Origin of the sequence: Tabrizicola oligotrophica (assembly GCF_011008935.1) — a bacterium.
In the GTDB taxonomy this organism is placed as follows: domain Bacteria; phylum Pseudomonadota; class Alphaproteobacteria; order Rhodobacterales; family Rhodobacteraceae; genus Tabrizicola_A; species Tabrizicola_A oligotrophica.
The window spans coordinates 53,944-76,852 of sequence record NZ_JAAIVJ010000001.1; the positions used below are offsets into that span (position 1 = coordinate 53,944).

Genomic DNA, 22,909 nt, shown 5'->3' on the forward strand with positions numbered 1-22,909 from the left:
AGCGCGCGCTTACTTCGGCGCGACCATCATCACCATCTGCCGGCCTTCCAGCTTGGGCATGGATTCGATCTTGCCCGCCTCGGCCACATCGGCGGCCACGCGGTTCAGGAGTTCCAGACCCAGCTCCTGGTGCGCCATTTCGCGGCCCCGGAAGCGCAGGGTGACCTTCACCTTGTCGCCCTCGCCAAGGAATTTCAGCACCGAGCGCATCTTCACGTCATAGTCATGCGTGTCGGTGCCGGGACGGAACTTGATTTCCTTGATCTCGATGATGTGCTGCTTCTTGCGGGCCTCGGCCTCGCGCTTCTGCGTCTCGTATTTGAACTTGCCGAAGTCCATGATCTTGCAGACCGGCGGTTCGGCATTCGGCGAGATTTCCACCAGATCGAGCCCGGCTTCCTCGGCCATTGCCATGGCACGGGCGGGGGTGACCACGCCGACATTCTCGCCATCCGCCCCGATCAGGCGGATTTCCGGGGCGCGGATGCGCTCATTGATGCGCGGTCCGGTTTCGCGTTGCGGCGGGGCATTGTGGGGGCGGCGGGCTATGGTCGTGGTCCTTGTCCAGTTGATCTGTGCGCGCGCAATCTATGCGTTGGGCGGGCGGGCTTCAACCGGAAAACCGTTGCAAACCGGGCAGTCGTTCCTCGGCGTTGCTGCACTGCCGCAGGCAGACCCTTTTCAAGTGCAGGCTATTCTGCCATACGAACCCCATCCGAAAGTTTCGGTCATGGGAGTAAGTGACATGAACAAGAACGTCCTCATCGGCCTCGTGCTGATCCTCGCCGTCGCTGGCGGCTACTACCAATTCTCCTACAAGCCCGCGCAGGAAGCAGCCGAAGCTGCTGCTGCCGAAGCCAAGGCCGCGGAAGAAGCTGCTGCCAAGGCCGCTGAAGACGCCGCCAAGGCTGCCGAGGAAGCTGCCGCCAAGGCCGCCGCGGACGCCGCCGCTGCTGCGGAAGCCGCTGCTGCTGCCACCACTGAAGCTGCAGGCGACGCTGCTGCCGCCACCACTGAAGCTGCCGGCGACGCTGCCGCCGCTGCGACCGACGCCGCGGCTGATGCCGCTGCCGTCCTTGACCCGGCCGCCTTCGACGCCGCCAAGGTCACCGCGCTGATCGACGCCTCGGCGCTGGACGACGCGACCAAGGCCACCCTGAAGGCCGGCGTTGACGCCGCTGCCGCCGACCCGGCCAAAGTGGCCGAGGCCGTCGCTGCCGTGAAAGCCGCTCTGGGCATGTAATCGCCTGAAAGGGCAGGACAAAACCGCCGTGGAGCGATCCACGGCGGTTTTTTCTTGGGCTCAGCGTGACAACCGGCCCTCATGGTCAATGGCGCTGAGCCCCTCCCAGCGCCAGAGCACCAGATTGCGCGCGCTGTGGGCGCCTTCGGCATAGGATGGCGCGATCATGCCGTGATAGCCCAGGGCGATCAGCCGCTCGCAAGCCGCTTGCAGGGGAGTGATGCCTTGGGCGGCCATCACCAGCCGCCAGTCCGGCGCGGCCAGATCGGCCGGGGCCAGTCCCACCGCTGCCAGCTGGGTCGGGTCGCAGGCATCAAGGCAGGGGCCGACCTGCCCGTCATAGGCCACCAGAACGACAGGTTCGAACGGGCGCCCGGCCTGATTGGCCTCGTTCACCGCACCAACAGGCGTCAGCGCGGTGTAAAGCGCGGCGCGGCCTTTGCGGTTGAACCGCCCGCCATGCAGCGCCGCACCGGCACCCGAAAGGGGATCGCGGGCGTAGACCGGGTTCAGCGCGCGATAGACCGGCAAGCGGGGCAGGACGGCAGGATCAGGCAAAGCCGCCCGCATCCACGGCGTCAAGATAGTCCATCACCAACTGCGCCCGGCCCTCGGCCACCAGCGCGGCACAGGTCTTGCCGGCAAAGCCCGGCAGGGGCTGGCTGCGATACCAGGCATAGGCCACCAGATCGCCGCCAAACCGCGGTGACAGCCGGTTCAGGATTTCCACCATCTCGCGCAACCGGGTCTGGGTCTTGGCCGAAGCCAGCCGGTCCTTGCGCGCAATCGCATCGCGCCCCAGCCCCGCCGAGCGCGCGATATCTTCCTGAGACGTCAGCAGGCCATCCGCCAGCTTGCGTGGCGAAAACAGGCTGCTTTCGGTGAATGCGGCGATGTTCATGGCGGACTCCACGAGGAATGACGAAAATATAGGTCAATTCCGGTGGCGCCGCAAGACTCTCGGGCCGCGATCAGATCCCGTCGCCGACGAAGGCCTTTTCCACGACGAACTGCCTGGGGTCGGAATTGGCGCCCTCGACCAGCCCGAAACCTTCGAGAATGGCCTTCACATCGACGTTGAACGCCAAGGAGCCGCAGACCATGGCGCGGTCTTCTTCCGGGTTCATCTTCGGCAGGCCGAGATCGGCAAAGACCTTGCCGCTGCTCAGGTTGTCGGTGACGCGGCCCATGTGGTGGAAGGGTTCGCGCGTGGTGGTCGGATAGTATTTCAGCTTGCCCGCCATCATCTCGCCGATCAGCGGATCGTCCTGCAGGCTTTCCACCAGTTGCCGGCCATAGTCCAGCTCCGCCACCTCGCGGCAGGTGTGCATCATGATGACTTCTTCATATTTCTCATAGGTTTCCGGCTCGCGCAGCAGGCTTGCAAAGGGGGCAAAGCCGGTGCCGGTGGACAGGAAATAGATCCGCTTACCGGGCAGCAGCGCGTCATGCACCAGCGTGCCGACGGGCTTGGGGCGCAGGATGATCTCGTCGCCGACCTGAATGTGCTGCAGCTTCGAGGTCAGCGGGCCGTCCGGCACCTTGATCGAATAGAACTCCAGCTCCTCGTCCCAGGCGGGCGAGGCGATGGAATAGGCCCGCAGCAAGGGCTTGCCGTGCTCGTTCAGAAGCCCGATCATCACGAACTCGCCCGAGCGGAAGCGCAGGGATTGCGGCCGCGTCACGCGGAAGGAAAACAGCCGGTCGGTCCAGTGCCGGACCTGCGTGACGGTCTGGGCGTCAGGCAGATGCGGCTTGGTCACGGCGGGGGCGGCGGAAGCTTCGGTCATCAAGTTCACTTCGGTCATGGGGGGCGTGCCCGGCGTCTAAACCGGTATCCTTTGATTAGCTTTGATCTGGCTCAGAGGAAAGCCGCAGGGCGGCCCTGGCGCGGATTTGTCACGCTTTCAGCCGCGACTGGTAGTCATGCGCCTTCCAGTTGGCCCGGTTCAGCCATTGTGCCTCGGGCTGGCGGGCGGCGATCTCGTCGGGGATCTCCACCGCGTCAAAGCCGACACGACGGGCCATCGGGTACTGGTCGGCAATCACCGGGCCCACGGCGCGCAACTCGCCGGTGTAGCCCAGCATCCGCAGCCGGCGGCCGATGGTAAAGCCGCGCCCGTCGCTGAAGGCGGGCACATGCACGCGGATCAGGGTCAAGCCCGCCAGATCCAGCGCCGCCGGGTCATCGGTATGCGCCAGATCGGCCACGCCGGTTGCCGGCAGCTCGGGAAGGGGCTGAAACCCCTTGTCGGTCACAAGAACGCTCATAGCGCATTGTCCTTCGTGGTTCTGACGGGCTTGCCATTGATGAAATGGATCCCGCATTCCGATTTGTCCTGACCCCGCCACCGGCCCGCGCGCGGGTCTTCGCCCGGCTTCACCGGGCTGGTGCAGGGCGCGCAGCCGATCGAGGGGTAGCCCTTGGCAACCAGAGGATGCCGGGGCAGGTTGTTGTTGACCAAATACTCCTCAAGGTCCTCGCGGCCCCAATGGGCAAGCGGGTTGACCTTGATGCGGAAATCGCCTTCGTTTTCAAAGAAGTCGATGGCGCCGCGGTCGGAGTTCTGAAAGCGCTTGCGCCCCGTGATCCAGCCGTCGAAGCCTTGCAGCGCGCGCTCCAGCGGTTCCACCTTGCGCACGTTGCAGCAGGCATCGGTCGAGAACTGGTGCAGCGTGCCGTCGGGATCTTCGAAATCGGTCCGGGTCTTGCGGGCGCGGATGGTGCGGATGTCGCAGAGGGGCAGCTTTTCGGCCAGCTCGCGCTGGTAGTCGAGCGTCTCCTGAAACAGCATCCTTGTATCGACGAAGATCACCGGGGTTTCCGGCGCGATCACCGACACAAGGTGCAAAAGCACCACCGATTCCGCCCCGAAGGACGACACCAGCGCCACCTGACCCAGGTCGGGGTCTTTCAGCGCATGTTCCAGCACAGCCGTTGCCGAATGGTGGCGATAGCGCGCATTCAGCGCCGCCACCCGCTCGGCAATCGTGCCCTGTTCCACCTTAAGCAGCATCCCGTTCGCCTGTCTCATAAAGCGCGGCCTTGAACGGGCCGATCCCGATCCGGCGATAGGCCTGAAGGAAGGTTTCCTCGGGCGCCTCGCGCAGGTCGAGATAGGCCAGAACGATCCGCTCGATCGCCGGCACAACCTGATCATAGGCAAAGCCGGGGCCGGTCTTTTCGCCGATGGTCGCATCCTCGGTGCCGTCGCCGCCAAGGGTGATCTGGTAATTCTCCACCCCGGCGCGGTCGAGACCCAGAATCCCGATATGGCCGACATGGTGATGGCCGCAGGCGTTGATGCAACCCGAGATCTTGATCTTCAAGGGGCCGACATCATGTTCCAGCTTCAACTCTTTGAAGCGCAAGGCAATCTCCTGCGCGACCGGAATCGAGCGGGCGGTGGCCAAGGCGCAGTAATCCATGCCGGGGCAGGCGATGATGTCGGAAATCAGCCCGACGTTCGCCGTGCCAAGCCCGGCCTTCACCAGCGCCGCATGGATCGTGGGCAGGTCGGATTTGTGGACATGCGGCAGGATGACGTTCTGCTCATGGGAAATGCGCAGATCGCCGTGGCCATAGGTTTCGGCCAGATCGGCCAAGAGCCGCATCTGGGCGCTCGACGCATCGCCGGGGGTCTCGCCATGGGCTTTGACCGAGACGGTGACGATGGCGTATTGCCCGTTGCGATGCGCGGCAAGGTTGGTGTCGGCCCAGGCGCGGAACGCCGGGTCGGCGGTGTAGAAGGCGTCATAGGCCGCAGTCGGCGCGTCGCGGAAGGCGGGCGCGGCAAAGGCCTCGCGGATCTCGGCCAGAAGCTTCTGGTCATTGCCGCCGAACAGCGGCTTCAGCTCGGCAAAGCGCTCCTCGACCATGCGGGTAATTTCTTCCCGGCCGGTCTCGTGCAGGGTGATCTTGATGCGCGCCTTGTACTTGTTGTCGCGCCGGCCGAGCACGTTGTAGACCGACAGCACGGCCTCGACATAGGGCAGCAGGTCTTCGACGGGCAGGAAGTCACGCACCACCATGCCGACCATGGGCGTGCGGCCAAGGCCGCCGCCGACGATCACCTCGAACCCGGTCGCGCCCGCGGCGTTCTTCACCATGCGGAGCCCGATGTCATGCGCCTTGGTCACGGCGCGGTCATTCGGCGCGCCGGTGATGGCGATCTTGAACTTGCGCGGCAGGAACTGGAATTCCGGGTGGTCGGTGGACCACTGGCGCAAAAGCTCGGCATAGGGCCGGGGGTCTTCGATCTCGTCCGCCGCTGCACCGGCGAAATGATCGGCGGTGACGTTGCGCACGCAGTTGCCCGAGGTCTGGATGGCGTGCATCTCGACATCGGCCAGCGCGCCAAGGATGGCCGGCACGTCGGGCAGCTTCGGCCAGTTGAACTGGATGTTCTGCCGGGTGGTGAAGTGGCCATAGCCCTTGTCGAAAGTGTCGGCGATATAGGCCAGTTGCCGCATCTGGCGCGGGGAAATCGTGCCATAGGGAATGGCCACGCGCAGCATGTAGGCGTGCAGTTGCAGGTAAAGCCCGTTCATCAGGCGCAGCGGCCGGAACTCGTCCTCGGTCAGCGAGCCGTCCAGCCGGCGCTCCACCTGATCGGTGAACTGCGCCACGCGGGCGCGGATGAAGGCCTCGTCAAAGTCGGAATAGGAATACATCAGGGGCCTCAGCGTGCGTGGTCGGCTTGCTTGCCGTGGGGATAGTTCGACGGACCGCGGGTGCGGAACGCCTCGCGGAAATGGGTGGGTTCGGGACCATTCGGCCCGGCCTTGGCATCGGCGAGATAGGCGCCGACGATCACCAGCTTCTGCGCGGCGGCTTCCACCAGCCGGAGCTGCGCATGGGCCTCGTCCTCCAGAAGCTCGGCCTCGTGGTGGAAGGGCGACCAGCGGTCGTCGGCGGTGAGATAGACCACATCGCCTTCGCGCAGGCGGTTGGCGGTGATGACCTTGGGGGTGAAGCGGCTCATGCGGTGGCCTCGTTCAGGAGAGAGATTGCGGGGGCGGCGGCGCGGGGTGTCAGGCCGTATAGGAGGACAGCAGGACCATCACAACAGGCCGCAGGCCCGGGCCGGGTGGGGGCAATCGGCGCCCGAACGGCCTTCGGGCGCGCAGGCCGCGCCGCACCGGAACCGGCGCCGACGATGTGACCTGGCTGGAGGGGTTGCGGGCTGGTCATAGGATCCTCTGAATTCACCTCCGAATATAGGATATTTTCCCCCTTTTGCGCCAGACACCCTTGCCAATAAGGATATTTGTTCCGATATTCCCGCCCGCCGGAACGGGGTTCCGCCAAAACGGGGTTCACGCGAATGTCTGACCGGATCGACGATCTTGACCGGAAAATCCTTGTCGAGTTGCAGGCCGATGCCAGCCAGTCGCTGGATGAAATCGCCCGCAAGGTGGGCAGTTCCAAGACCCCGGTCTGGAACCGCATCCGGCGGATGAAGGAGACCGGCGTCATCACCCGGCAGACGGCGATCCTCGATGCCGAGGCGCTGGGGCTGGAGGCCTGTTTCTTCGTGCTGATCCGCACCTCGGAGCATGAGGCCGACTGGCAGCGCCGCTTCCTCGACGTGCTGAAACGCCGCCCCGAAGTGCTGGAGGCGCATCGGCTGGCGGGCGACATCGACTATATCCTGAAGGTCCGGGTGAAGAACGCGCGGGCCTATGACACCTTCTATCAGGCGCTGATTTCCGAGGTGAAGATCCACAACGTCACCGCGCTGCTGAGCATGGAAGAAATCAAGTCGACGACGGTGCTGCCGGTCTGAGGGATACCCCCACCCCCGACCCCTCCCCACGAAGGGGGACGGGAGGTGGCCGTGCTGGTGGGCGTGGAGCGAGAGGATCGAGAAGTGGCCGGGCGGGAAGAGCCTCCCTCCCCCCTTTGTGGGGGAGGGACGGGGAGGGGGGCTTTGCCTGCTGGTGTCAGGTGATGGATACGCTCGCCGGTTTATACCCCGGCGCTGGTCATGGGCCATATTGCGCTACTCCCCCCACCCCCGGCCCCTCCCCACGGAGGGGGAGGGGAGGTGCGGGTGGCAAGGGGTGGTTCGGCTGGAAAGGTGGAGCCGCCCTCTCCGCTTCGGCGGGGGAGGGATGGGGAAGCACCGGAAGGGCATGGGGCGGGTCGAGTGGAAAGGGAGAACCTCCCTCCCCCCGCCGTGAGGGAGGGATGGGGAGGGGGGATTGCCTGGCGTTACCGCGTCACCATCAGCCGGGTCAGGCCGTGGAAGTGATAGACGTCGCCATAGACCGGCTTGCCCGCCAGCCTCAGCCCCGGCAGGCGGGAAAACAGGATCGGCAGGGCGGTGACGAGTTCCAGCCGCGCCAGAGGGGCGCCGACGCAGAAATGCAGGCCGGCGCCGAAGGTGGCGATGGGCTTCACCGGCCGGGTCGGTTTGAACTTCGCGGGCGCTTCCCATTGCCCCGGATCGCGGTTGGCGGCGGCGAGCAACAGCCCGACCTGATCGCCGCGCCGGAAGGTCTGGCCCATGACCTCGATGTCCTCATAGGCCCAGCGGGTGAACATGTGCAGCGCCGGATCGAAGCGCAGGATTTCCTCGACCGTGTCTTCCGCCGTGGCCTCGGTGATCGAATGCCCGGTCTCGAGCAGCGTCTTCACCCCGTTGCCGATGGTATGCACCGTCGCCTCATGGCCGGCGTTCAGCAGGAGGATGCAGGTGGTGATCAACTCATCCGTCGTCAGCCGCTCGCCGCCGGCCTCGGCGGCGATCAGCTCGGTGATGAGATCGTCGCGCGGGTCTTGCCGCCGGGCCTCGACGTAAGACCGCATGAAGGCGACGAAAGCCTCGGTCGCGGCCACGGCACGATCCTCGGTCTCACGGGTGCGGCCAGCCATGTACATGCCGACCATGGCGTTCGACCAGCGCAGAAGGTCGTCCGACATCTCCTCGGGCACGCCCAGAAGCCGGGCGATGATGATGACCGGCAGGCGCTGGCCGAACTGCTTCAGAAGATCGAACTCGCCGGCCGGAAAGCCGTCGATCAGCGCATGGGCGAGGGCGGCGATTTCGGGCTGCAGCGCCGCGATCCGCCGCGAGGTGAAGGCGCGCAGCACCAGGGACCGCAGGCGGGTGTGGCGCGGCGGCTCCAGCTCCAGCATGGAATGCGCCTCGACCGCGTAGAAGGGCGCGAGATGCTCGGGGATCGCCGGGGCCTTTTCGGGCGGCACCTCGCGGCCAAAGCGGCGGTCGCGGAAAATGGCGTTCACTGCCGCCGCATTGCCGGTGCAGGTCAGGTCGTATTCGGCCCAGTGAAAGAACGGGCCTTCCTTGCGGGCCTTTTCATAGAACGGATAGGGGTTCTGGACGAAGCCCGGCTCGGTCGGAGACTGGTGCAGCGTCTTCATGCACGGCGTCCGAAGGGCAGGGGCAGGATGCCTTGGGCGATCAGCACGCCAAGCCCGACAAGGGCGGCGGCCAGCGCCTGCGGCCAGTTCCACGCCGCACCAAGGGCAAAGAGGATCAGCATGACATAGAAGGGTGCTGCGTTGATGTGCAGCGCCGACAGACCGATGCCGAGCCGCTCGACCGACATGATCCACATCACCTGGCTGATCCCAAGCGCGCCGACGGAAAACAGCAGCATGGCCCCGATTTCCCGGGCGCCCCATGCGGCAAACGAGGGCATCGCGGCGCCGGTTGCCGCCTGCACGCCCGCCACGGCGAGCGCGGCCACCGCCGCGCCGAACAGCGTCACCGCCGTGCGCCCGACCGGGGTTTGGCGCGGAAAGGCCGTCACCGTCAGCCGCGAGCCAATGGCAAAGCTGACGACCGAGCCGAAGCACAAGAGCGCCCCCCAGGCCAGCGACATCTGGCCCGCCGCCCCGCCCGCGCCCAGATCCAGCGCCATCACCCCGCCGATCAGCGACAGCACAAGCCCGAGGATCAGCGCCAGCGTCACCTTGCGGCCATCCAGAATGACCTCCAGCGCAATGCCCACCACCGGCAGGGTTGACGAAATCACCGCCGCCGTCACCGCCCCGCCAAGCGCCTGACCGCGGATCAGGAACCAGGCGCCAAGCCCGATCAGGCTGCCGACGGCGATGCCCTTCAGCCAGTTCACCCGCAGGAGTGGGCCGAAGCCCTCCAGTGCAGCCCAGAGCAACACCAGAAATCCACCCGCCAGCGCCATGCGCAACGCGTTCAGCTGTTCGGGGATCAGGAGCGGAATCAGCATGTCTGCCGCGGGCAGACCGGCGGCCCAGATCAGCATGGAGGCCATGCAGATCAGGTTGGCGGTCAGGAGGCTGGACTGGTGGCTGTGCGAAACATCGGTCATGGGGCGTTTCTCGCAGGGACGCCTTGCCCCCGCGCTTCTGTTTGCGACATCGCGGGGTCAGGCGGCGGAAAGCGCCGCGACGATGGGCGCGAAGTCGGCGGCTTTCAGGCTGGCCCCGCCGACCAGCGCGCCGTCGACATCAGGCACGGCGAAAATCTCGGCGGCATTGCCGGGCTTGACCGAGCCGCCGTAAAGCAGGCGCACGCCCGCCGCCTCGGCGCCGATGCGGGCGGTGAGGCGCGCGCGCAGGAAGCCGTGAACCTCGGCAATCTGCGCGATGGTCGGGGTGCGGCCGGTGCCGATGGCCCAGACCGGCTCGTAGGCGATCACCAGATTGGCGGCCGTGGCATCCTCGGGCACCGAGCCGTCAAGCTGGGCGCCGATCACCTCAAGCGTCTGGCCCGCATCGCGCTCGGCCTCGGTCTCGCCCAGACAGACGATGGCCACCAGCCCGGTGGCGATGGCCGCCTCGGCCTTGGTTCGCACTTGGGCATCGGTTTCGCCATGGTCGGCGCGGCGTTCGGAATGGCCAAGGATCACATGGCTTGCCCCGGCATCGGCCAGCATCGCTGCCGACAGATCGCCGGTATGGGCGCCAGAGGCCCTGGCGTGGCAATCCTGCGCGCCGACCTGCAGGCGGCTGCCCTGCGTCAGGGCGGCCATGGCGGCGATCAGGGTTGCCGGCGGGCACAAGAGCATCTCGCAGGCCGGGTCCGGCTGTGCGGCGAGAAGCGCCTGAACCTCGGCCAGCCCCGCCCGGGTGCCATTCATCTTCCAGTTGCCCGCCGCCAGTTTGCGCATGTCCGTCTCCTGCCTTTGACCAAGGGTTAGCGGGTCTTGCGCGGGGACAAAAGGCCGGGGCGGGCCGCAGCCATGATTTTTCGGCAAAGACCGGCTTCAGGCGGCCGGCGCGTCCTTGAACTTGATCGATTCGCCGCAGCCGCAGGCCTCGGCCACGTTCGGATTGCGGAACTTGAAGCCGGCCTGCAGCAGGTCGACCTCATAGTCGATCTCGGTGCCGATCAGGAACATCTGCGCCATGGGCGCGATGAACACCTTCGCGCCATCCTGTTCCACCACCTCGTCCAGCGGGTTTTCGGCCGCGACATAGTCCATGGTGTATTCCATGCCGGCGCAGCCGCCCTTCTTGACGCCGATGCGCAGGCCGGCCGAGTCCTTCTGCGCCATCAGGCGGGCGATCTGCCGCGCGGCGGTCGGGGTCAGGGTGACGGCGGCTTTTCCGGGGATGCCGAACATGGGGGCCTCTTTGCTTTGGCCGGAATATAGGTTTTCGGCCGCGATTTCTCAAGACCGCCGGGGCGTCACATGAACCCGAGTTCCAGCCGCGCCTCGTCGGACATCATCTCCATGCCCCAGGGCGGGTCGAAGGTCATGCCGACCTGGGCCTGCTTGACCCCCGGAACCAGTTCCACCGCGTCCTGCACCCAGGCCGGCATCTCGCCGGCGACCGGGCAGCCCGGCGCGGTCAGGGTCATCAGGATCTCGACGTCGTTTTCTGCGGTGATTTCAATGGTATAGACTAGACCCAGATCAAAGATGTTGACCGGGATTTCCGGGTCGAACACCGTGCGGCAGGCGTCTACCACCGCCTCGTAAAGCGGGTGGTCGGTGGTCGAGGGGCGGATCAGCGGGGCGCCTTCGATGTGGTCCTGCGGGTGGTTCATTGCGGTCTCGCGGCGTTAGTTGAGCGATTATATAGGGAATTGACGCCCCAAGGTCCAGTGCCCGCAACGCAAAAGCGGGCCCGAAGGCCCGCCCGATGCCCTGCATCCCATGTCCGTTCCGGATCTGGCCGCTCCGGGCTAGCCCGTCTTAGAACGGGATTTCGTCGTCAAGGTCCGGGCGCCCGCCGCCCATGCCGCCGCCGCCTTGGCCGCCGCCACTGCGCCCGCCGCCGAAGCTGCCGCCCTGACCGCCGCCGCCCTGATAGTCGTCATAACCGCCGCCCGAGGCGCGGTCGTCATAGCCGCCCGCAGAACCGCCACCCTCGCCGCGCCCGCCAAGCAGCGTCAGCTCGCCGCGGAACTGGCGCAGCACCACCTCGGTCGAATAGCGGTCGGCGCCCGACTGGTCCTGCCATTTGCGGGTTTCCAGCTGGCCCTCGATATAGACGGTCGAGCCCTTGCGCAGATATTGCTCGGCGATCTTGGCGAGGTTTTCGTTGTAGATCGCCACGGTGTGCCATTCGGTGCGCTCTTTGCGCTCGCCCGAATTGCGGTCGCGCCAGGTTTCCGAGGTGGCAATCCGCAGGTTCACCACCTTGCCGCCATTGCCGAAGGTCCGCACCTCGGGGTCGCGCCCGAGATTGCCCACCAGAATGACCTTGTTGACCGACCCCGCCATGACTTGCTCCCTGATTCTCGTTTGCCCCGGCAGGTTGCCGCAAGCTGGTTAACAAAAGCTATAAAGCGGCCCATCCGGGGCTGCAACCAATGCCGGCGGCCGGCCTCGGGCGGTATTTCGCCGCGCAGGCCGGCTTGGCTCTGGCAATTGCGTGGCAATTTCCTATAGTGGCCGGCGTCCGACCTTATCGGGTTTCCGAATGCTGCCTTTGCGTCCGATTGTTGCCCTGTCGCTGGCGGTGTCGCTGGCCTGTTCTGGCATTGCGGCGGCCGAAGGGCTGAAGCTTTCGGGGTCGACCAAAGGCCGCAACGCGCTGTTCAAGTCGCAGACCGCGCTGCTTGATGGCAAGCTGTCCCGGCAATACGAATTTTCCGCCCGGCTGAAACCCAACGCGCCCAAGGAGACATCCGGCTCCGACAGCACGGCGCTGCCGCGCTACAAGGGCAATTACAAGGGCGCCTATCTCGAGGTCGCCAAGGCCGCCGCCCGCAAGCACGGGGTGCCGGAAGACCTGTTCCTGCGGCTGGTGCAGCAGGAATCGGGCTGGAACCCGCAGGCGGTCAGCCATGCCGGGGCGACGGGGCTGGCGCAGTTGATGCCCGGCACCGCGGCCCGGCTGGGGGTCGATCCGAACGATCCGCACCAGAACCTTGACGGCGGCGCGCGCTATCTGGCGATGATGTTTGCAAGGTTCGGCAGCTGGCGTCTGGCGCTGGCGGCCTATAACGCCGGGCCGGAAGCGGTGGAAAAGCACGGCGGCATCCCGCCCTATGCCGAGACCCGGAACTACGTCAAGGCGATCCTCGGGTAGGGGCGATCCTCGGGTAGGGCGCAGGCGGCAGGGGGAACCCGGAGCTGCGGCCTCCCGCCGGAGCGCCGGTGGCCAATGCCGGACGCTCCGCGGGGGATATTTTCACCAGTATGAAAGACCTATTCGGCGGCGATCTTGATGACCGGCTCCATCCGGGCGAGGATGTCGGCGGCGAGGTGGCATTTGATCTGGTGGCCGCCGCCCAAGTCGCGCATCGGCGGCATCTCGCGGTCGCACAAGCCCCCCGGCACCTGGGATTTCCAGCGGCAGCGGGTCTGGAACGGGCAGCCGGGCGGCGGGTTGACGGCCGAGGGGATGTCGCCTTCCAGCACGATGCGCTTGCGCTCGACATGGGTGTCGGCAATCGGCACCGCCGACAACAGCGCCTCGGTATAGGGGTGGTAGGGCGGCTGGAACACCTGGTCGGTGGTGCCCATCTCGACGACATGGCCGAGATACATCACCATCACCCGGTCCGAGAGATAGCGCACGATCGACAGGTCGTGGCTGATGAACAAGAGCGTGGTGCCGTTCTCGCGCTGGATGTCCATCAAGAGATCGGTCACGGCGGCCTGCACCGAGACGTCGAGCGCCGAGACCGGTTCATCCGCCACCACCACCTTGGCCCCGCCGGCGAAGGCGCGGGCGATGCCGACGCGCTGCTTCTGCCCGCCGGAAAGCTGGCGCGGCATGCGGTCGGCAAAGGCGCGCGGCAGCTTCACGAGGTCAAGAAGCTCCAGCATCCGGGCGTGACGCTCGGCATCGGACTTGCCCTGCTTGAAGATCTCCAGCGCCCGGATGATCTGGCGGCCGACTGTCATCGAGGGATTCAGCGTGTCGAAGGGGTTCTGGAACACCATCTGCACCGCCGACACCGTATCGACATTGCGCTTGGTGATCGGGGTCGACTGCACGTTCTCGTCAAACAGCATGATCGAGCCGGAGGTCGCGGTCTCCAGCCCCATCAGCACCTTGGCGAAGGTCGACTTGCCGCAGCCCGATTCGCCGACGATGGCCAGCGTCTCGCCTTCGCGCGCTTCGAAGCTGAGCGTCTCGTTGGCCTTGACCACCTTCTTCATGCCGCCACCGAAGGCCGAGCCGGAGACCGAGTAATACTTGCGCAGGTCTTCCATCTTCAGCACGACCTTGCCGATCCTGGCCTTTTCCTTGGCCACGCGGGCCGCGATCGGCGCGTCCCAGTCGACTTCCTGCCATTTCAGGCAGCGGGTCTGGTGGCGGTCGCCTTCGGGCACGTCCTCCATCTCGATGTCATGCGCATCGCAGCGCCCCTTTTCGAAATAGTCGCAGCGCGGGCCGAAGTTGCAGCCCGGCGGGCGTTCGTGCGGCAGGGGGAAGTTGCCGGGAATGGCCACAAGCGGCCGGGCGTTCTTGTCGGCGCCGGGCAGCGGGATCGAGCGGAACAAGGCCTGGGTATAGGGGTGGCGCATCTTGTCGAAGACCTGCACCACATTGCCGGTTTCCACCGCTTCGCCGGAATACATCACGCAGAGCCGGTCGCAGACATCCATCACAAGGCCAAGGTTGTGGGAGATGAACAGCATCGAGGTGCCGTATTTGTGACCAAGATCCTTGACCAGATCGACGATGCCGGCCTCGACCGTCACGTCGAGCGCGGTGGTGGGTTCGTCGAGGATCAGGAGCGCCGGTTTCGACATCAGCGCCATGGCGATGACGATGCGCTGCTGCTGGCCGCCCGAGAGCTGGTGCGGATAGGAATTGATGATGCGGTCGGGGTCGGGCAGGCGGACATCGGCGACGATCTGGCGGGCGAGCGCCCAGGCGTCGGCCTTGGACATGCCCTGATGGATCATCGGCACTTCGGCCAGCTGTGCCCCGACCTTCATGGCCGGGTTCAGCGAGGCCATCGGCTCCTGATAGATCATGGCGATTTCCGAGCCGCGGATGTGGCGCAGCTCTTCATCGCCCATGGTGGTCAGGTCACGGCCCTTGAAGCGGATCTTGCCGCCGACGATCCGGCCATTCTTGCCAAGGTCGCGCATGACCGCCAGCGCCACAGTCGACTTGCCGCAGCCCGACTCCCCGACCAGCCCCATCGCCTCGCCGGGCATGACGGTGCAGGAGAAATCCATCACCGCCGGAATCTCGCGCAGGCGGGTGAAGAAGCTGATCGAGAGGTTCTCGATTTCAAGAATGGGTCTGGACGGGTCCCAGGTGGTGTCGGTCATGGCGGGCCTCGCTTTGGTGGAGAGGTCGGGACCGGGGGCCAGCCCCCGGACCCCCGGGATATTTGCAAACAGATGAAGGGGATCAGTCCTTCAGGCTTTCTTCGCGCAAGCCGTCAGCCAGCAGGTTGAGGCCGAGGACGAGGCTCATCAGGGCAAGGGCCGGGGCGAGCGCGGGGTGAGGCACGATCGACAGGAGCTTGCGGCCATCGTCGATGGTCGAGCCCCAGTCCGGGCTTTCGGGCGAGACGCCGAGGCCGAAGAAGCCGAGCGTGCCGAGCAGGATGGTCGTATAGCCGATGCGCAGGCAGAAATCGACGATCAAGGGGCCGCGGGCATTGGGCAGGATTTCCCACAGCATGATGTACCAGGGGCCTTCACCCCGGGTCTGGCCGGCGGCGACATAGTCGCGGGTCTTGATGTCCATCACCATGCCGCGCACGATGCGGAAGGTTCCGGGTGCGTTCACGAAGACCACCGAGACGAAGACGTTCAGCAGGTTCGGGTCCATCGACCAGACGCCGAGCGGATCGAGGTTGAAGGCCAGCCCCGAATAGGCCCAGAGGCCAAGCACCAGCACGACGCCGACATAGAGGTTGCGCCGGGCCGGATTGGTGAAGAAGCGCGAGTTGAACAGGATCACGAAGAAGATGATCGGGAAGACGAACAGCACGGCAGCGAACCACATCGGGATGCCGGTCTGCACGATCTCGGGCGTGACGAGGAGGTAGAACAGCAAGATCACCGGGAAGGCCAGCACAAGGTTGGCAAGGAAGGAAAGCCCGGTATCGAGCTTGCCGCCGAAATAACCCGCCGGCAGGCCGAGCGTGATGCCGACCATGAAGGCGAAGACCGTGGCGGCGGGCGCGATCTGCAGCACCACGCGCGAGCCCATCACCATGCGCGAGAACACGTCGCGGGCGACGTGATCGGCGCCGAGGAGGAGGTGGGTGTAGCCGCCGTCCACCGGCGCCCTCAGCGCCGAGCCGGGCACGGCGTTCTTTGACCCCGAGAACTGCGCCAGGGGGTCCATGGTGATGATCCAGTTGGCGAAAATCGCCGTGAAGACCCAGAACATCACGATGCCGAAGCCGACCATGCCGACCGGGCTGTCAAAGAGCTTGCCGTAAAGCCCGAGCCGGCGCCGGAAGCTGATCGACAGGCCGAAGGTCACGACAAGGGCCAGCCAGACCGGCAGGAAGCGGCCGGCCATGGCGGCGATGATCTGAAACCACGAGAGCGTTTCCATGTGTGATCCCTCAGGCCAGACGAATGCGGGGGTTCAGGAAGACATAGCCGACATCGGAGATCAGCTGCGTCACGAGAACGACGAAGACGGCGACGACCGAGCAGCCCAGCAGCATCTCGATGTCGTTGTTGGTGGCGGCCTGCACCAGCGTCCAGCCGAAGCCCTTGTAGTTGAACAGGGTTTCGACAATCACCACGCCGTTCAAAAGCCAGGGAAACTGCAGCATGATGACGGTGAAGGGCGCGATCAGCGCGTTGCGCAGCGCATGTTTCAGCACCACCTGGGTAAAGCCGACGCCCTTGAGCCGCGCCGTGCGGATATATTGCGCCGTCATCACCTCGGTCATCGAGGCCCGCGTCATCCGCGCGATATAGCCGATGCCATAAAGCGCAATGGTCATGACGGGCAGGGCGAAGTTCCAGAAGGTGATGTCATCCATCGCGCTGGTGGCGGTGCCCATGAACAGTGTCTTGCCGCTGATCCAGCCCCAGTCGGCCAGAAGCGGCGAGAGGCCGGCGGTGGCAGAAGCGAAGAGCGCGATGAAAATCACCCCCGAGACATATTCCGGCGTCGCCGTAGTGACGATGGCAAAGGTCGACAGCACCCGGTCGGTGCGCGAGCCCTCGCGCATGCCCGACAGCACGCCCAGCATGAGCGCCGTCGGTACCATCACCAGCATGACCGTCAGCATCAGCCAGCCGGTCTGGCCAAGCGAGCGGCCCAGCACCTCGCTCACCGGCTTCTTGAACACGGTGGAGCTGCCCCAGTCGCCCTGCACGAGGCCGCAATAGCGCGGCGCGGCGGCCGGATCGGCGCCCTTGGCGATGCAGCGCCCGCGCACCTCGCCATCTTCCATGGTCTTGACCCAGCCTGGCAAGACCCCCAGCCATTGCGCATAGCGCGACAGCATCGGCGTGTCATAGCCGTTGTTGGCAATCCAGCTGACCACCTGGTCATCCGTCATCCGCACCGAAGCTTCGGACTTTGCCAGCTTCTCGAGGTTCGGTTGCAGGTTTGTCAGGGAAAAGACGATGAAGGTCAGCGCAAAGGCGGTCAGGAACATGACACCAAGGCGGCGAAGGATGAAAAGGAGCATGGCTGGTCCCGTCAGGGCAAACCGGGCGGGCCGCAGACGGGAGACCCGGCTGCACCGCTGGCGGTGTGGCTCAGAAGAAAGGGCGCGCGAGGGATGTCCCGCGCGCCCGATTTCAAGGTCGGATGCAGACCTCAGGCAGCGTCAACCCACCACTTGTAGTGGTGATGCTCGAAGGTGGCGTGCTTTTCGGCACCATGCACCTTCGGATCCGCATGGCGGAACAGCGAGCGCCAGTAGGGCTGCACCATCACGCCGGTGTCCTGCATGATCTTCTCGATCTTCTCCATCACCACCTTGCGCGCCGCGGCGTCGTTGATCGACAGCGCTTCGGCAAGGGCCGCGTCAAAGTCCGGGTTCGCCATGGCGGTTTCGTTCCAGGCCTCGCCCGTGCGGTAGGCCAGCGCCAGAACCTGCACGCCAAGCGGGCGCATGTTCCATTCGGTGGCCGAGAACGGGTATTTGGTCCAGTCGTTCCAGAAGGTCGAGCCCGGCAGCACCGTGCGCTTGATCTTGATGCCGGCGTCGCGGATCTGGGCGGCGACCGCGTCGCTGGTTGCAGCCTGCCAGGCGTCGTCGAGCGAGATCAGTTCGAACTCGGTGTCGATCAGGCCGGCCGCCTCGATCCCGGCCTTGGCGGCCGCCGGATCGACGACCAGCGGCGGCAGGGCGAAGTATTCCGGGTGGATCGGGCAGACGTGGTGGTTTTCCGCAACCGTGCCGAGGTTGGAATAGCCAAGCTCCAGCACCACCTTGTTGTCCACGGCCTTGATCAGCGCATTGCGGACTTCGGCCTTGGTGTAGGGCTCTTGCTGCTGGTTGAAGCGCAGGGCCAGCGTCGCCGAGGTGACGGCTTCGGACTTGGTCCAGCCCAAGGCGTCATACTGCGCGATGAAATCGCCGGTGGTCTGGTAGGTCGCGTCAATCTCGCCCGAGCCGGCGGCAGCCACCACGGCGGCGGGGTCGGTGCCGAAGTCGATGTATTCGATGCGGTCCAGATAGGGGCCGCCATAAACCGCGGTGCCCCACCACGGGTTCGGCGATTTCACCAGCACCTGCTTGACGCCCACTTCGTTCGTTTCCGGCATGTAGGGGCCGGTGCCGACCGGATTGGCCGAGGGGTCGCCGCCGTCATAGGCCGAATGCACGATCGCGGCCGGATAGTCGGCCATGCCGACGATGATGGTGATGTCGGGCGCCGGCGTGACCAGCTTGACGGTGTAGTCATCGACCAGCGTGATCGCGCCATCGCGCGCGGTCTTGGTGTCGGGGTTGACGAGGCTGGCCATGCGGCCGGCCATCGAGTTGCCCTCGACATTGCCGTCGCACCAGCGGGTGATGTTGAACACCACGTCCTTGGCGGTGAAATCGTCGCCATTCGACCACTTCACGCCCTTGCGGACGTTCAGGGTGAACTCGGTGGCGTTGTCGTTCACGGTCCACGATTCCAGCAGCATGCCGCGGATCGAGCCGTCATTGTTGTATTCGACCAGATATTCCAGCCAGCCGCGGGAGAAGTTCGCCAGTTCCGACCAGTCGAAGGTGCGCGGGTCTTTCTGCGCCTTGGTTTCCATCGCCATGCGCAGCGTGCCGCCCATCGCGGGGGCGTCCTGTGCGGCGGCCGGGGCCTCAAGGCCCAGCAGGCCGTAAGCCGCGGCGGCCGAAACGCCGAGCGCGGTCGAGCGCACGAGGAATTCGCGGCGGCTGAGCGTGCCGTCACGGACCTCGGCGGCATACATCACCGCGCCCGGATGCAGCGTTTCGGTTTCAAACGTGTCTTTCATGCTTGTCTCCCTGTCAGGCTTTGCCTTGATTATTGACGAATGGTTGGACGTCGGGGGCCAATCTCCGATTGCGGTGCGGCATCCGCCACCCCCATGCAGGCCGCCGTCTTGCGGGCGGTCTCTGCCGAAATGCGTGAGGAGTCTCTCCTTTGCTGCATCCGTGTCACCCCGGTATTCGGCACCTTTTCCGGCCATCCGTCAACGACAAGATTCGGCAATCAGTGTGCCGTATGCGACATTTTGACGGTCAAATTGTCGCTCGACACCCCTGTCGGGTTTTCCGCGGGAAATTCCGCTCCGTCGGAGGGAATTCCGTCAATGCGGAGAAACCGGGTGATTCTTTGCACCCGGTTGCGGGAAGGGCCCCGAGACTGGAAGATTCTGCGATGCAGAAAGCGCCGGTCAGAGCGAGCGGCGGAAGGCCGTCGGCGACACGCCGGTCATGTTCTGGAAAGCGCGGGTGAAATAGGCCGGCGAGTTGAAGCCGAGGCTCTCGCCGATGCGCCCCACCGGCGTATCGGTTTCCGACAACAGGCGCAGCGCCTCGAAGATGCGGCGGTCCTGCAGCAGGTCGATGGCCGAGCGGCCGCAGGTCTGGCGGCAGCAGCGCGTCAGATGGGTGGGCGTGACATCAAGCCGGGCCGCCATGTCCCCGACGCCAAGACCCTGCCGGAACTCGCGCTCCATTAGCTGGGTGAAGCGCGCCACCAGCCGCCGGGCGGCATCGGGCGGCGCGGTTTCGGCGGCGGCCTTGACCGACTGCCGCTCCAGCCAGACCCCGAGCAGGCCCAGATAATGCCGCGTCGCCCGCTCATGCGCCGGGGTGGTGCTGTCCATCTCGCGCTGGATCATGTCGAGAATGACATTGACCTCTTGCTGGGCATGTACCTCGCGGATGCGCAGGTGCTGGGGCTGGCTGGGCAGGGTGACCGTAGTGTCGCGGCCGAAAAACACAGCCGTACCAAAGACCTGCGGGCCGACTTCAAAGCCGTGCATCACGCCTGCCGGAATGTAGATCGCATTGTGCGCGGTATAGCCGCGGGTGACGCCCGCCACGGTGATGCGGCCCTGACCCTTGGTGAACCACAGGAAGCAGGGTTCGCTCAGGGTGCGCATCGCCTCCACCCGCCAGCGGCCGGCGGCGGCAAGACGGGGCAGGGCAACAAGACGCATTTGCGAGGATTCGATGGGGGCGTTCATACTGGCTCGTTTTTTTCTTTTGCGCGCAATCTGGCAGGCCTTCTCACGCAACCCAAGCAAAAAGATGGCGGCACGTGCCGAAAATCCGGTCCGGGCACGGAAAGGTTGTGGACAAATCTGTGGATTGTCTGTCCGCCCGCCTCAGCCGCAGGGGTGTTCGCGCCACCCCCCCATGCGTGAACGGAACCAGGTGCGCTGGCGCTTGGCATAGCGGCGGCTTTGCAGGATTGCTGCCTCGACCGCCTCGGAAAGCGTCGATTTTCCCTGCAGATGGCCGATCAGCTCGGGTGCGCCGATGGCTTTGGACGAGGGCAGGCGCGGGTTCCAGTCCGGCAGGGCGGCCCGCGCCTCGTCCAGCGCGCCGGCCTCCAGCATGGCATGGAAGCGGCGGGCGATTCGGGCGTCCAGCCAGCCGACGTCCGGGCGCAGCACCAGCGCCTCGGCCTGCGCCAGGGCCAGCGCCGGGGCCGGCGTCTCGTCCTGCCAGGCGGCCAGGCCCCGGCCGGTGGCGCGCAGCACCTCCCAGGCGCGCTGGATGCGCGCGCCGTTCTGCCGGTCGATCCGGGCCGCCGTCGCGGCGTCAAGCTCGGCCAGCATCCCGCCGAAACCTTCGGCGGCCGCCCGTGCATCCGCCTCGGCCCGCACCGCGGCCGGCACGGCGGGAATATCGGCCAGCCCCTCGGTCAGCGCCGTGAAATTCAGCCCCGTGCCGCCGACGATCACCACCGGCCGGTCCAGCAGCGCCATCACCTCGCGCAGCCAGCGCCCGGTGGAATAGACCTCGCCGCGCCCGACATGGCCATAAAGCGCATGGGGCAGGGCAGTCTCGTCCTCCGGCGAAGGCCGCGCCGACAGCACGCGCCAGCAGTCATAGACCTGCAGCGCATCGGCATTGACGATCACCCGCCCGTCGCGCGCGGCAATCTCCATTGCCAGCGCCGATTTGCCGCTGGCAGTCGGTCCGGCGATCAGCACCGGCGCCTCGCGCGAAATTCCGCTGATGCCTTTCATACTGGCCTAAATATCCCGGCAGATTGCGGGCTGGCCCCGATCTGCCGTTTCCGCTGTTGAACCTGCCCCCGTTTTGCGACATTTTGCGGCGCAATCCAAGACACCACCCAGATGCAGGGAACTCCCATGGCCAACACCGCCCCCACTTCCGGCGCGAAATATTCGCGCGTGATGCTGAAAATCTCGGGCGAGGCGCTGATGGGCGACCAAGGCTACGGCCTGCACCCGCCGACTGTCGCGCGCATCGCCGAAGAGGTGAAGTCGGTCCGCGACATGGGGGTCGAGGTCTGCATGGTGATCGGCGGCGGCAACATCTTCCGCGGTCTGGCCGGCTCGGCGCAGGGGATGGAGCGGACGACGGCCGACTACATGGGCATGCTCGCCACGGTGATGAACGCCCTTGCCATGCAATCGGCGCTGGAGCAGATCGGGGTCTTTACCCGGGTGATTTCCGCCATCCCGATGGATCAGGTCTGCGAGCCCTACATCCGCCGCCGCGCCGTGCGCCATCTGGAGAAGAAGCGGGTCTGCATCTTCGCCGCCGGCACTGGCAACCCCTATTTCACCACCGACACGGCCGCCACGCTGCGCGCCTCGGAAATGGCCTGTCAGGCAATCTTCAAGGGCACCAAGGTGGACGGGGTCTATGACAAGGACCCCAAGAAACACGCCGACGCGGTGCGCTATGACCATGTGACCTATGACGAGGTGCTGCAAAAACACCTTGGTGTGATGGACGCCTCGGCCATTGCGCTGGCGCGCGACAACAACCTGCCGATCATCGTGTTCTCGCTGGATGAGCCCGGCGGGTTCAAGGGCATCCTCGCCGGCATGGGCACCTATACCCGCGTGCAGGATTGAGCCCGGCACGCGCCCCTCACGGCTGCGCCCGCCGCAGGGCGCGTGAGTGCCGACCGGCAATATTCCCCGCAACGCCCCGGTTTATTTCCGCGCCCGCTTTCGCTAGAAGTGCGCAAACGGCCCGGTGCGACGCGGGCTGGACGACCTGAAGGAAGACCCCATGTCCGACGATCTCGATATCGACCTCGATGCCATCCAGCGCCGGATGGATGGCGCAATGACCGCGCTGAAACAGGAATTCGCCTCGCTGCGCACCGGCCGCGCTTCGGCGGCGCTTGTCGAGCCGATCCATGTCGACGCCTATGGCCAGATGACGCCGATCAACCAGCTTGGCACGGTGAACGTGCCCGAGCCGCGCATGGTCGTCATCAACGTCTGGGACAAGGCGATGATCGGCAAGGTGGAAAAGGCGATCCGCGAGTCGGGCATCGGCATCAATCCGGTGACCGACGGCCCGCTGATCCGCCTGCCGATCCCCGAGCTGAACGAGCAGCGCCGCAAGGAACTGACCAAGGTTGCCGCGCAATACGCCGAAAGCGCCAAGGTCGCCATCCGCAACGTGCGGCGCGATGGCATGGACCAGATCAAGAAGGCCAAGACCGCCGGCATGTCCGAGGACGACCAGAAGATGTGGTCGGACGAAGTGCAGGAAATGACCGACAAGCATGTCGCCGCCGTCGACAAGGCGCTTGAGGCCAAGCAGGCCGAGATCATGCAGATCTGACACGGTTGTCTTCGGGCGCATTGGCGCCCGCAGTATTGGGATT

At 65.7% G+C, this 22,909-nt stretch carries 25 protein-coding genes; 5 read left to right on the top strand and 20 right to left on the bottom strand.

Annotated features, from left to right (window positions below):
- Nucleotides 1-9 precede the first annotated feature (9 nt).
- Entirely contained in the window at nucleotides 10-588 is a 579-nt protein-coding gene (infC, locus tag G4Z14_RS00255; protein ID WP_456119839.1) for a translation initiation factor IF-3, read from the bottom strand.
- 157 nt (nucleotides 589-745) lie between these two features.
- Between infC and G4Z14_RS00260 the strand changes: the two genes are divergently transcribed.
- On the top strand, nucleotides 746-1,243 hold the full coding sequence (locus G4Z14_RS00260; protein ID WP_164622739.1) for a hypothetical protein: 498 nt from the start codon (nucleotides 746-748) through the stop codon (nucleotides 1,241-1,243).
- Between the two features lie 60 nt (nucleotides 1,244-1,303).
- On the opposite strand, the gene G4Z14_RS00265 is transcribed toward G4Z14_RS00260, so the two are convergent.
- The 7 genes from G4Z14_RS00265 to G4Z14_RS00295 form a co-directional block, all read right to left on the bottom strand.
- Nucleotides 1,304-1,774, bottom strand: a complete 471-nt coding sequence (locus G4Z14_RS00265) for an RES family NAD+ phosphorylase (RefSeq protein WP_227751447.1) — start codon at nucleotides 1,772-1,774, stop codon at nucleotides 1,304-1,306.
- Nucleotides 1,775-1,793: 19 nt separating this feature from the next.
- A complete protein-coding gene (locus G4Z14_RS00270) occupies nucleotides 1,794-2,144 on the bottom strand; it encodes an antitoxin Xre/MbcA/ParS toxin-binding domain-containing protein (RefSeq protein ID WP_164622740.1) in 351 nt (116 codons plus the stop codon).
- A 70-nt stretch (nucleotides 2,145-2,214) separates the two neighbouring features.
- Nucleotides 2,215-3,051 (bottom strand): ferredoxin--NADP reductase, encoded by an 837-nt coding sequence (locus tag G4Z14_RS00275; protein WP_164622741.1) that lies wholly within the window; start codon nucleotides 3,049-3,051, stop codon nucleotides 2,215-2,217.
- 91 nt (nucleotides 3,052-3,142) lie between these two features.
- Nucleotides 3,143-3,514, bottom strand: a complete 372-nt coding sequence (locus G4Z14_RS00280; RefSeq protein WP_164622742.1) for a DUF934 domain-containing protein — start codon at nucleotides 3,512-3,514, stop codon at nucleotides 3,143-3,145.
- Nucleotides 3,511-4,260 (bottom strand): phosphoadenylyl-sulfate reductase, encoded by a 750-nt coding sequence (locus tag G4Z14_RS00285; RefSeq protein WP_164622743.1) that lies wholly within the window; start codon nucleotides 4,258-4,260, stop codon nucleotides 3,511-3,513. Before G4Z14_RS00285 ends, G4Z14_RS00280 begins: the two co-directional genes overlap by 4 nt.
- On the bottom strand, nucleotides 4,250-5,917 hold the full coding sequence (locus G4Z14_RS00290; RefSeq protein ID WP_164622744.1) for a nitrite/sulfite reductase: 1,668 nt from the start codon (nucleotides 5,915-5,917) through the stop codon (nucleotides 4,250-4,252). The genes G4Z14_RS00285 and G4Z14_RS00290 overlap by 11 nt, the downstream gene beginning before the upstream one ends.
- A gap of 8 nt (nucleotides 5,918-5,925) precedes the next feature.
- Nucleotides 5,926-6,228: a DUF2849 domain-containing protein gene (locus tag G4Z14_RS00295; RefSeq protein ID WP_164622745.1), complete on the bottom strand. Its 303-nt coding sequence runs from the start codon at nucleotides 6,226-6,228 to the stop codon at nucleotides 5,926-5,928.
- Between the two features lie 342 nt (nucleotides 6,229-6,570).
- Here G4Z14_RS00295 and G4Z14_RS00300 point away from each other — a divergent pair, with 342 nt between their 5' ends.
- The gene (locus tag G4Z14_RS00300; protein WP_164622746.1) at nucleotides 6,571-7,032 is read left to right on the top strand and encodes an Lrp/AsnC family transcriptional regulator; all 462 of its coding nucleotides are present in this window, start codon (nucleotides 6,571-6,573) and stop codon (nucleotides 7,030-7,032) included.
- 428 nt (nucleotides 7,033-7,460) lie between these two features.
- Here the strand turns inward: G4Z14_RS00300 and G4Z14_RS00305 are convergent, their stop codons facing one another.
- The 6 genes from G4Z14_RS00305 to ssb all read right to left on the bottom strand — a co-directional run bounded on the left by G4Z14_RS00305 (nucleotide 7,461) and on the right by ssb (nucleotide 11,929).
- The gene (locus tag G4Z14_RS00305; RefSeq protein ID WP_164622747.1) at nucleotides 7,461-8,633 is read right to left on the bottom strand and encodes a cytochrome P450; all 1,173 of its coding nucleotides are present in this window, start codon (nucleotides 8,631-8,633) and stop codon (nucleotides 7,461-7,463) included.
- Nucleotides 8,630-9,565, bottom strand: a complete 936-nt coding sequence (locus G4Z14_RS00310) for a DMT family transporter (RefSeq protein ID WP_164622748.1) — start codon at nucleotides 9,563-9,565, stop codon at nucleotides 8,630-8,632. Before G4Z14_RS00310 ends, G4Z14_RS00305 begins: the two co-directional genes overlap by 4 nt.
- Nucleotides 9,566-9,622: 57 nt before the next feature.
- Nucleotides 9,623-10,366: a triose-phosphate isomerase gene (tpiA, locus tag G4Z14_RS00315; protein ID WP_164622749.1), complete on the bottom strand. Its 744-nt coding sequence runs from the start codon at nucleotides 10,364-10,366 to the stop codon at nucleotides 9,623-9,625.
- Between the two features lie 96 nt (nucleotides 10,367-10,462).
- A complete protein-coding gene (locus G4Z14_RS00320; protein WP_164622750.1) occupies nucleotides 10,463-10,822 on the bottom strand; it encodes a HesB/IscA family protein in 360 nt (119 codons plus the stop codon).
- A gap of 65 nt (nucleotides 10,823-10,887) precedes the next feature.
- On the bottom strand, nucleotides 10,888-11,250 hold the full coding sequence (locus G4Z14_RS00325) for an SUF system Fe-S cluster assembly protein (RefSeq protein WP_164622751.1): 363 nt from the start codon (nucleotides 11,248-11,250) through the stop codon (nucleotides 10,888-10,890).
- A gap of 148 nt (nucleotides 11,251-11,398) precedes the next feature.
- Complete coding sequence (gene ssb, locus G4Z14_RS00330; protein ID WP_164622752.1) at nucleotides 11,399-11,929, bottom strand: single-stranded DNA-binding protein; 531 nt, start codon at nucleotides 11,927-11,929, stop codon at nucleotides 11,399-11,401.
- Nucleotides 11,930-12,128: 199 nt separating this feature from the next.
- On the opposite strand from ssb, the gene G4Z14_RS00335 reads away from it, so the two are divergent.
- Nucleotides 12,129-12,740, top strand: coding sequence for a lytic transglycosylase domain-containing protein (locus tag G4Z14_RS00335; protein ID WP_164622753.1), 612 nt, complete (start codon nucleotides 12,129-12,131; stop codon nucleotides 12,738-12,740).
- Nucleotides 12,741-12,859: 119 nt separating this feature from the next.
- Here G4Z14_RS00335 and G4Z14_RS00340 read toward each other — a convergent pair whose 3' ends face one another.
- From G4Z14_RS00340 to miaA, 6 genes are all read right to left on the bottom strand, one after another.
- Complete coding sequence (locus G4Z14_RS00340) at nucleotides 12,860-14,947, bottom strand: dipeptide ABC transporter ATP-binding protein (protein WP_164622754.1); 2,088 nt, start codon at nucleotides 14,945-14,947, stop codon at nucleotides 12,860-12,862.
- An 82-nt stretch (nucleotides 14,948-15,029) separates the two neighbouring features.
- On the bottom strand, nucleotides 15,030-16,193 hold the full coding sequence (locus G4Z14_RS00345; RefSeq protein WP_164622755.1) for an ABC transporter permease: 1,164 nt from the start codon (nucleotides 16,191-16,193) through the stop codon (nucleotides 15,030-15,032).
- 10 nt (nucleotides 16,194-16,203) lie between these two features.
- The gene (locus G4Z14_RS00350) at nucleotides 16,204-17,289 is read right to left on the bottom strand and encodes an ABC transporter permease (RefSeq protein ID WP_164622756.1); all 1,086 of its coding nucleotides are present in this window, start codon (nucleotides 17,287-17,289) and stop codon (nucleotides 16,204-16,206) included.
- 131 nt (nucleotides 17,290-17,420) lie between these two features.
- On the bottom strand, nucleotides 17,421-19,070 hold the full coding sequence (locus G4Z14_RS00355) for an ABC transporter substrate-binding protein (RefSeq protein WP_227751448.1): 1,650 nt from the start codon (nucleotides 19,068-19,070) through the stop codon (nucleotides 17,421-17,423).
- Nucleotides 19,071-19,472: 402 nt separating this feature from the next.
- A complete protein-coding gene (locus tag G4Z14_RS00360; protein ID WP_164622757.1) occupies nucleotides 19,473-20,270 on the bottom strand; it encodes an AraC family transcriptional regulator in 798 nt (265 codons plus the stop codon).
- Nucleotides 20,271-20,411: 141 nt separating this feature from the next.
- Nucleotides 20,412-21,281: a tRNA (adenosine(37)-N6)-dimethylallyltransferase MiaA gene (gene miaA / locus G4Z14_RS00365; RefSeq protein ID WP_164622758.1), complete on the bottom strand. Its 870-nt coding sequence runs from the start codon at nucleotides 21,279-21,281 to the stop codon at nucleotides 20,412-20,414.
- Between the two features lie 126 nt (nucleotides 21,282-21,407).
- On the opposite strand from miaA, the gene pyrH reads away from it, so the two are divergent.
- Entirely contained in the window at nucleotides 21,408-22,142 is a 735-nt protein-coding gene (gene pyrH, locus G4Z14_RS00370; RefSeq protein WP_164622759.1) for a UMP kinase, read from the top strand.
- A gap of 160 nt (nucleotides 22,143-22,302) precedes the next feature.
- Nucleotides 22,303-22,866 (top strand): ribosome recycling factor, encoded by a 564-nt coding sequence (gene frr, locus G4Z14_RS00375; RefSeq protein WP_164622760.1) that lies wholly within the window; start codon nucleotides 22,303-22,305, stop codon nucleotides 22,864-22,866.
- The last annotated feature ends 43 nt before the right edge of the window (nucleotides 22,867-22,909 follow it).

What these genes read in the sequence shown, in the direction of transcription:
- G4Z14_RS00260 (WP_164622739.1), top strand. Translation starts at nt 746, where the DNA reads ATGAACAAGAACGTCCTCATCGGCCTCGTGCTGATCCTCGCCGTCGCT.
- G4Z14_RS00270 (WP_164622740.1), bottom strand. Translation starts at nt 2,144, where the DNA reads ATGAACATCGCCGCATTCACCGAAAGCAGCCTGTTTTCGCCACGCAAG.
- G4Z14_RS00275 (WP_164622741.1), bottom strand. Translation starts at nt 3,051, where the DNA reads ATGACCGAAGTGAACTTGATGACCGAAGCTTCCGCCGCCCCCGCCGTG.
- G4Z14_RS00280 (WP_164622742.1), bottom strand. Translation starts at nt 3,514, where the DNA reads ATGAGCGTTCTTGTGACCGACAAGGGGTTTCAGCCCCTTCCCGAGCTG.
- G4Z14_RS00285 (WP_164622743.1), bottom strand. Translation starts at nt 4,260, where the DNA reads ATGCTGCTTAAGGTGGAACAGGGCACGATTGCCGAGCGGGTGGCGGCG.
- G4Z14_RS00290 (WP_164622744.1), bottom strand. Translation starts at nt 5,917, where the DNA reads ATGTATTCCTATTCCGACTTTGACGAGGCCTTCATCCGCGCCCGCGTG.
- G4Z14_RS00295 (WP_164622745.1), bottom strand. Translation starts at nt 6,228, where the DNA reads ATGAGCCGCTTCACCCCCAAGGTCATCACCGCCAACCGCCTGCGCGAA.
- G4Z14_RS00300 (WP_164622746.1), top strand. Translation starts at nt 6,571, where the DNA reads ATGTCTGACCGGATCGACGATCTTGACCGGAAAATCCTTGTCGAGTTG.
- G4Z14_RS00305 (WP_164622747.1), bottom strand. Translation starts at nt 8,633, where the DNA reads ATGAAGACGCTGCACCAGTCTCCGACCGAGCCGGGCTTCGTCCAGAAC.
- G4Z14_RS00310 (WP_164622748.1), bottom strand. Translation starts at nt 9,565, where the DNA reads ATGACCGATGTTTCGCACAGCCACCAGTCCAGCCTCCTGACCGCCAAC.
- tpiA (WP_164622749.1), bottom strand. Translation starts at nt 10,366, where the DNA reads ATGCGCAAACTGGCGGCGGGCAACTGGAAGATGAATGGCACCCGGGCG.
- G4Z14_RS00320 (WP_164622750.1), bottom strand. Translation starts at nt 10,822, where the DNA reads ATGTTCGGCATCCCCGGAAAAGCCGCCGTCACCCTGACCCCGACCGCC.
- G4Z14_RS00325 (WP_164622751.1), bottom strand. Translation starts at nt 11,250, where the DNA reads ATGAACCACCCGCAGGACCACATCGAAGGCGCCCCGCTGATCCGCCCC.
- ssb (WP_164622752.1), bottom strand. Translation starts at nt 11,929, where the DNA reads ATGGCGGGGTCGGTCAACAAGGTCATTCTGGTGGGCAATCTCGGGCGC.
- G4Z14_RS00335 (WP_164622753.1), top strand. Translation starts at nt 12,129, where the DNA reads ATGCTGCCTTTGCGTCCGATTGTTGCCCTGTCGCTGGCGGTGTCGCTG.
- G4Z14_RS00340 (WP_164622754.1), bottom strand. Translation starts at nt 14,947, where the DNA reads ATGACCGACACCACCTGGGACCCGTCCAGACCCATTCTTGAAATCGAG.
- G4Z14_RS00345 (WP_164622755.1), bottom strand. Translation starts at nt 16,193, where the DNA reads ATGGAAACGCTCTCGTGGTTTCAGATCATCGCCGCCATGGCCGGCCGC.
- G4Z14_RS00350 (WP_164622756.1), bottom strand. Translation starts at nt 17,289, where the DNA reads ATGCTCCTTTTCATCCTTCGCCGCCTTGGTGTCATGTTCCTGACCGCC.
- G4Z14_RS00355 (WP_227751448.1), bottom strand. Translation starts at nt 19,070, where the DNA reads ATGAAAGACACGTTTGAAACCGAAACGCTGCATCCGGGCGCGGTGATG.
- G4Z14_RS00360 (WP_164622757.1), bottom strand. Translation starts at nt 20,270, where the DNA reads ATGAACGCCCCCATCGAATCCTCGCAAATGCGTCTTGTTGCCCTGCCC.
- miaA (WP_164622758.1), bottom strand. Translation starts at nt 21,281, where the DNA reads ATGAAAGGCATCAGCGGAATTTCGCGCGAGGCGCCGGTGCTGATCGCC.
- pyrH (WP_164622759.1), top strand. Translation starts at nt 21,408, where the DNA reads ATGGCCAACACCGCCCCCACTTCCGGCGCGAAATATTCGCGCGTGATG.
- frr (WP_164622760.1), top strand. Translation starts at nt 22,303, where the DNA reads ATGTCCGACGATCTCGATATCGACCTCGATGCCATCCAGCGCCGGATG.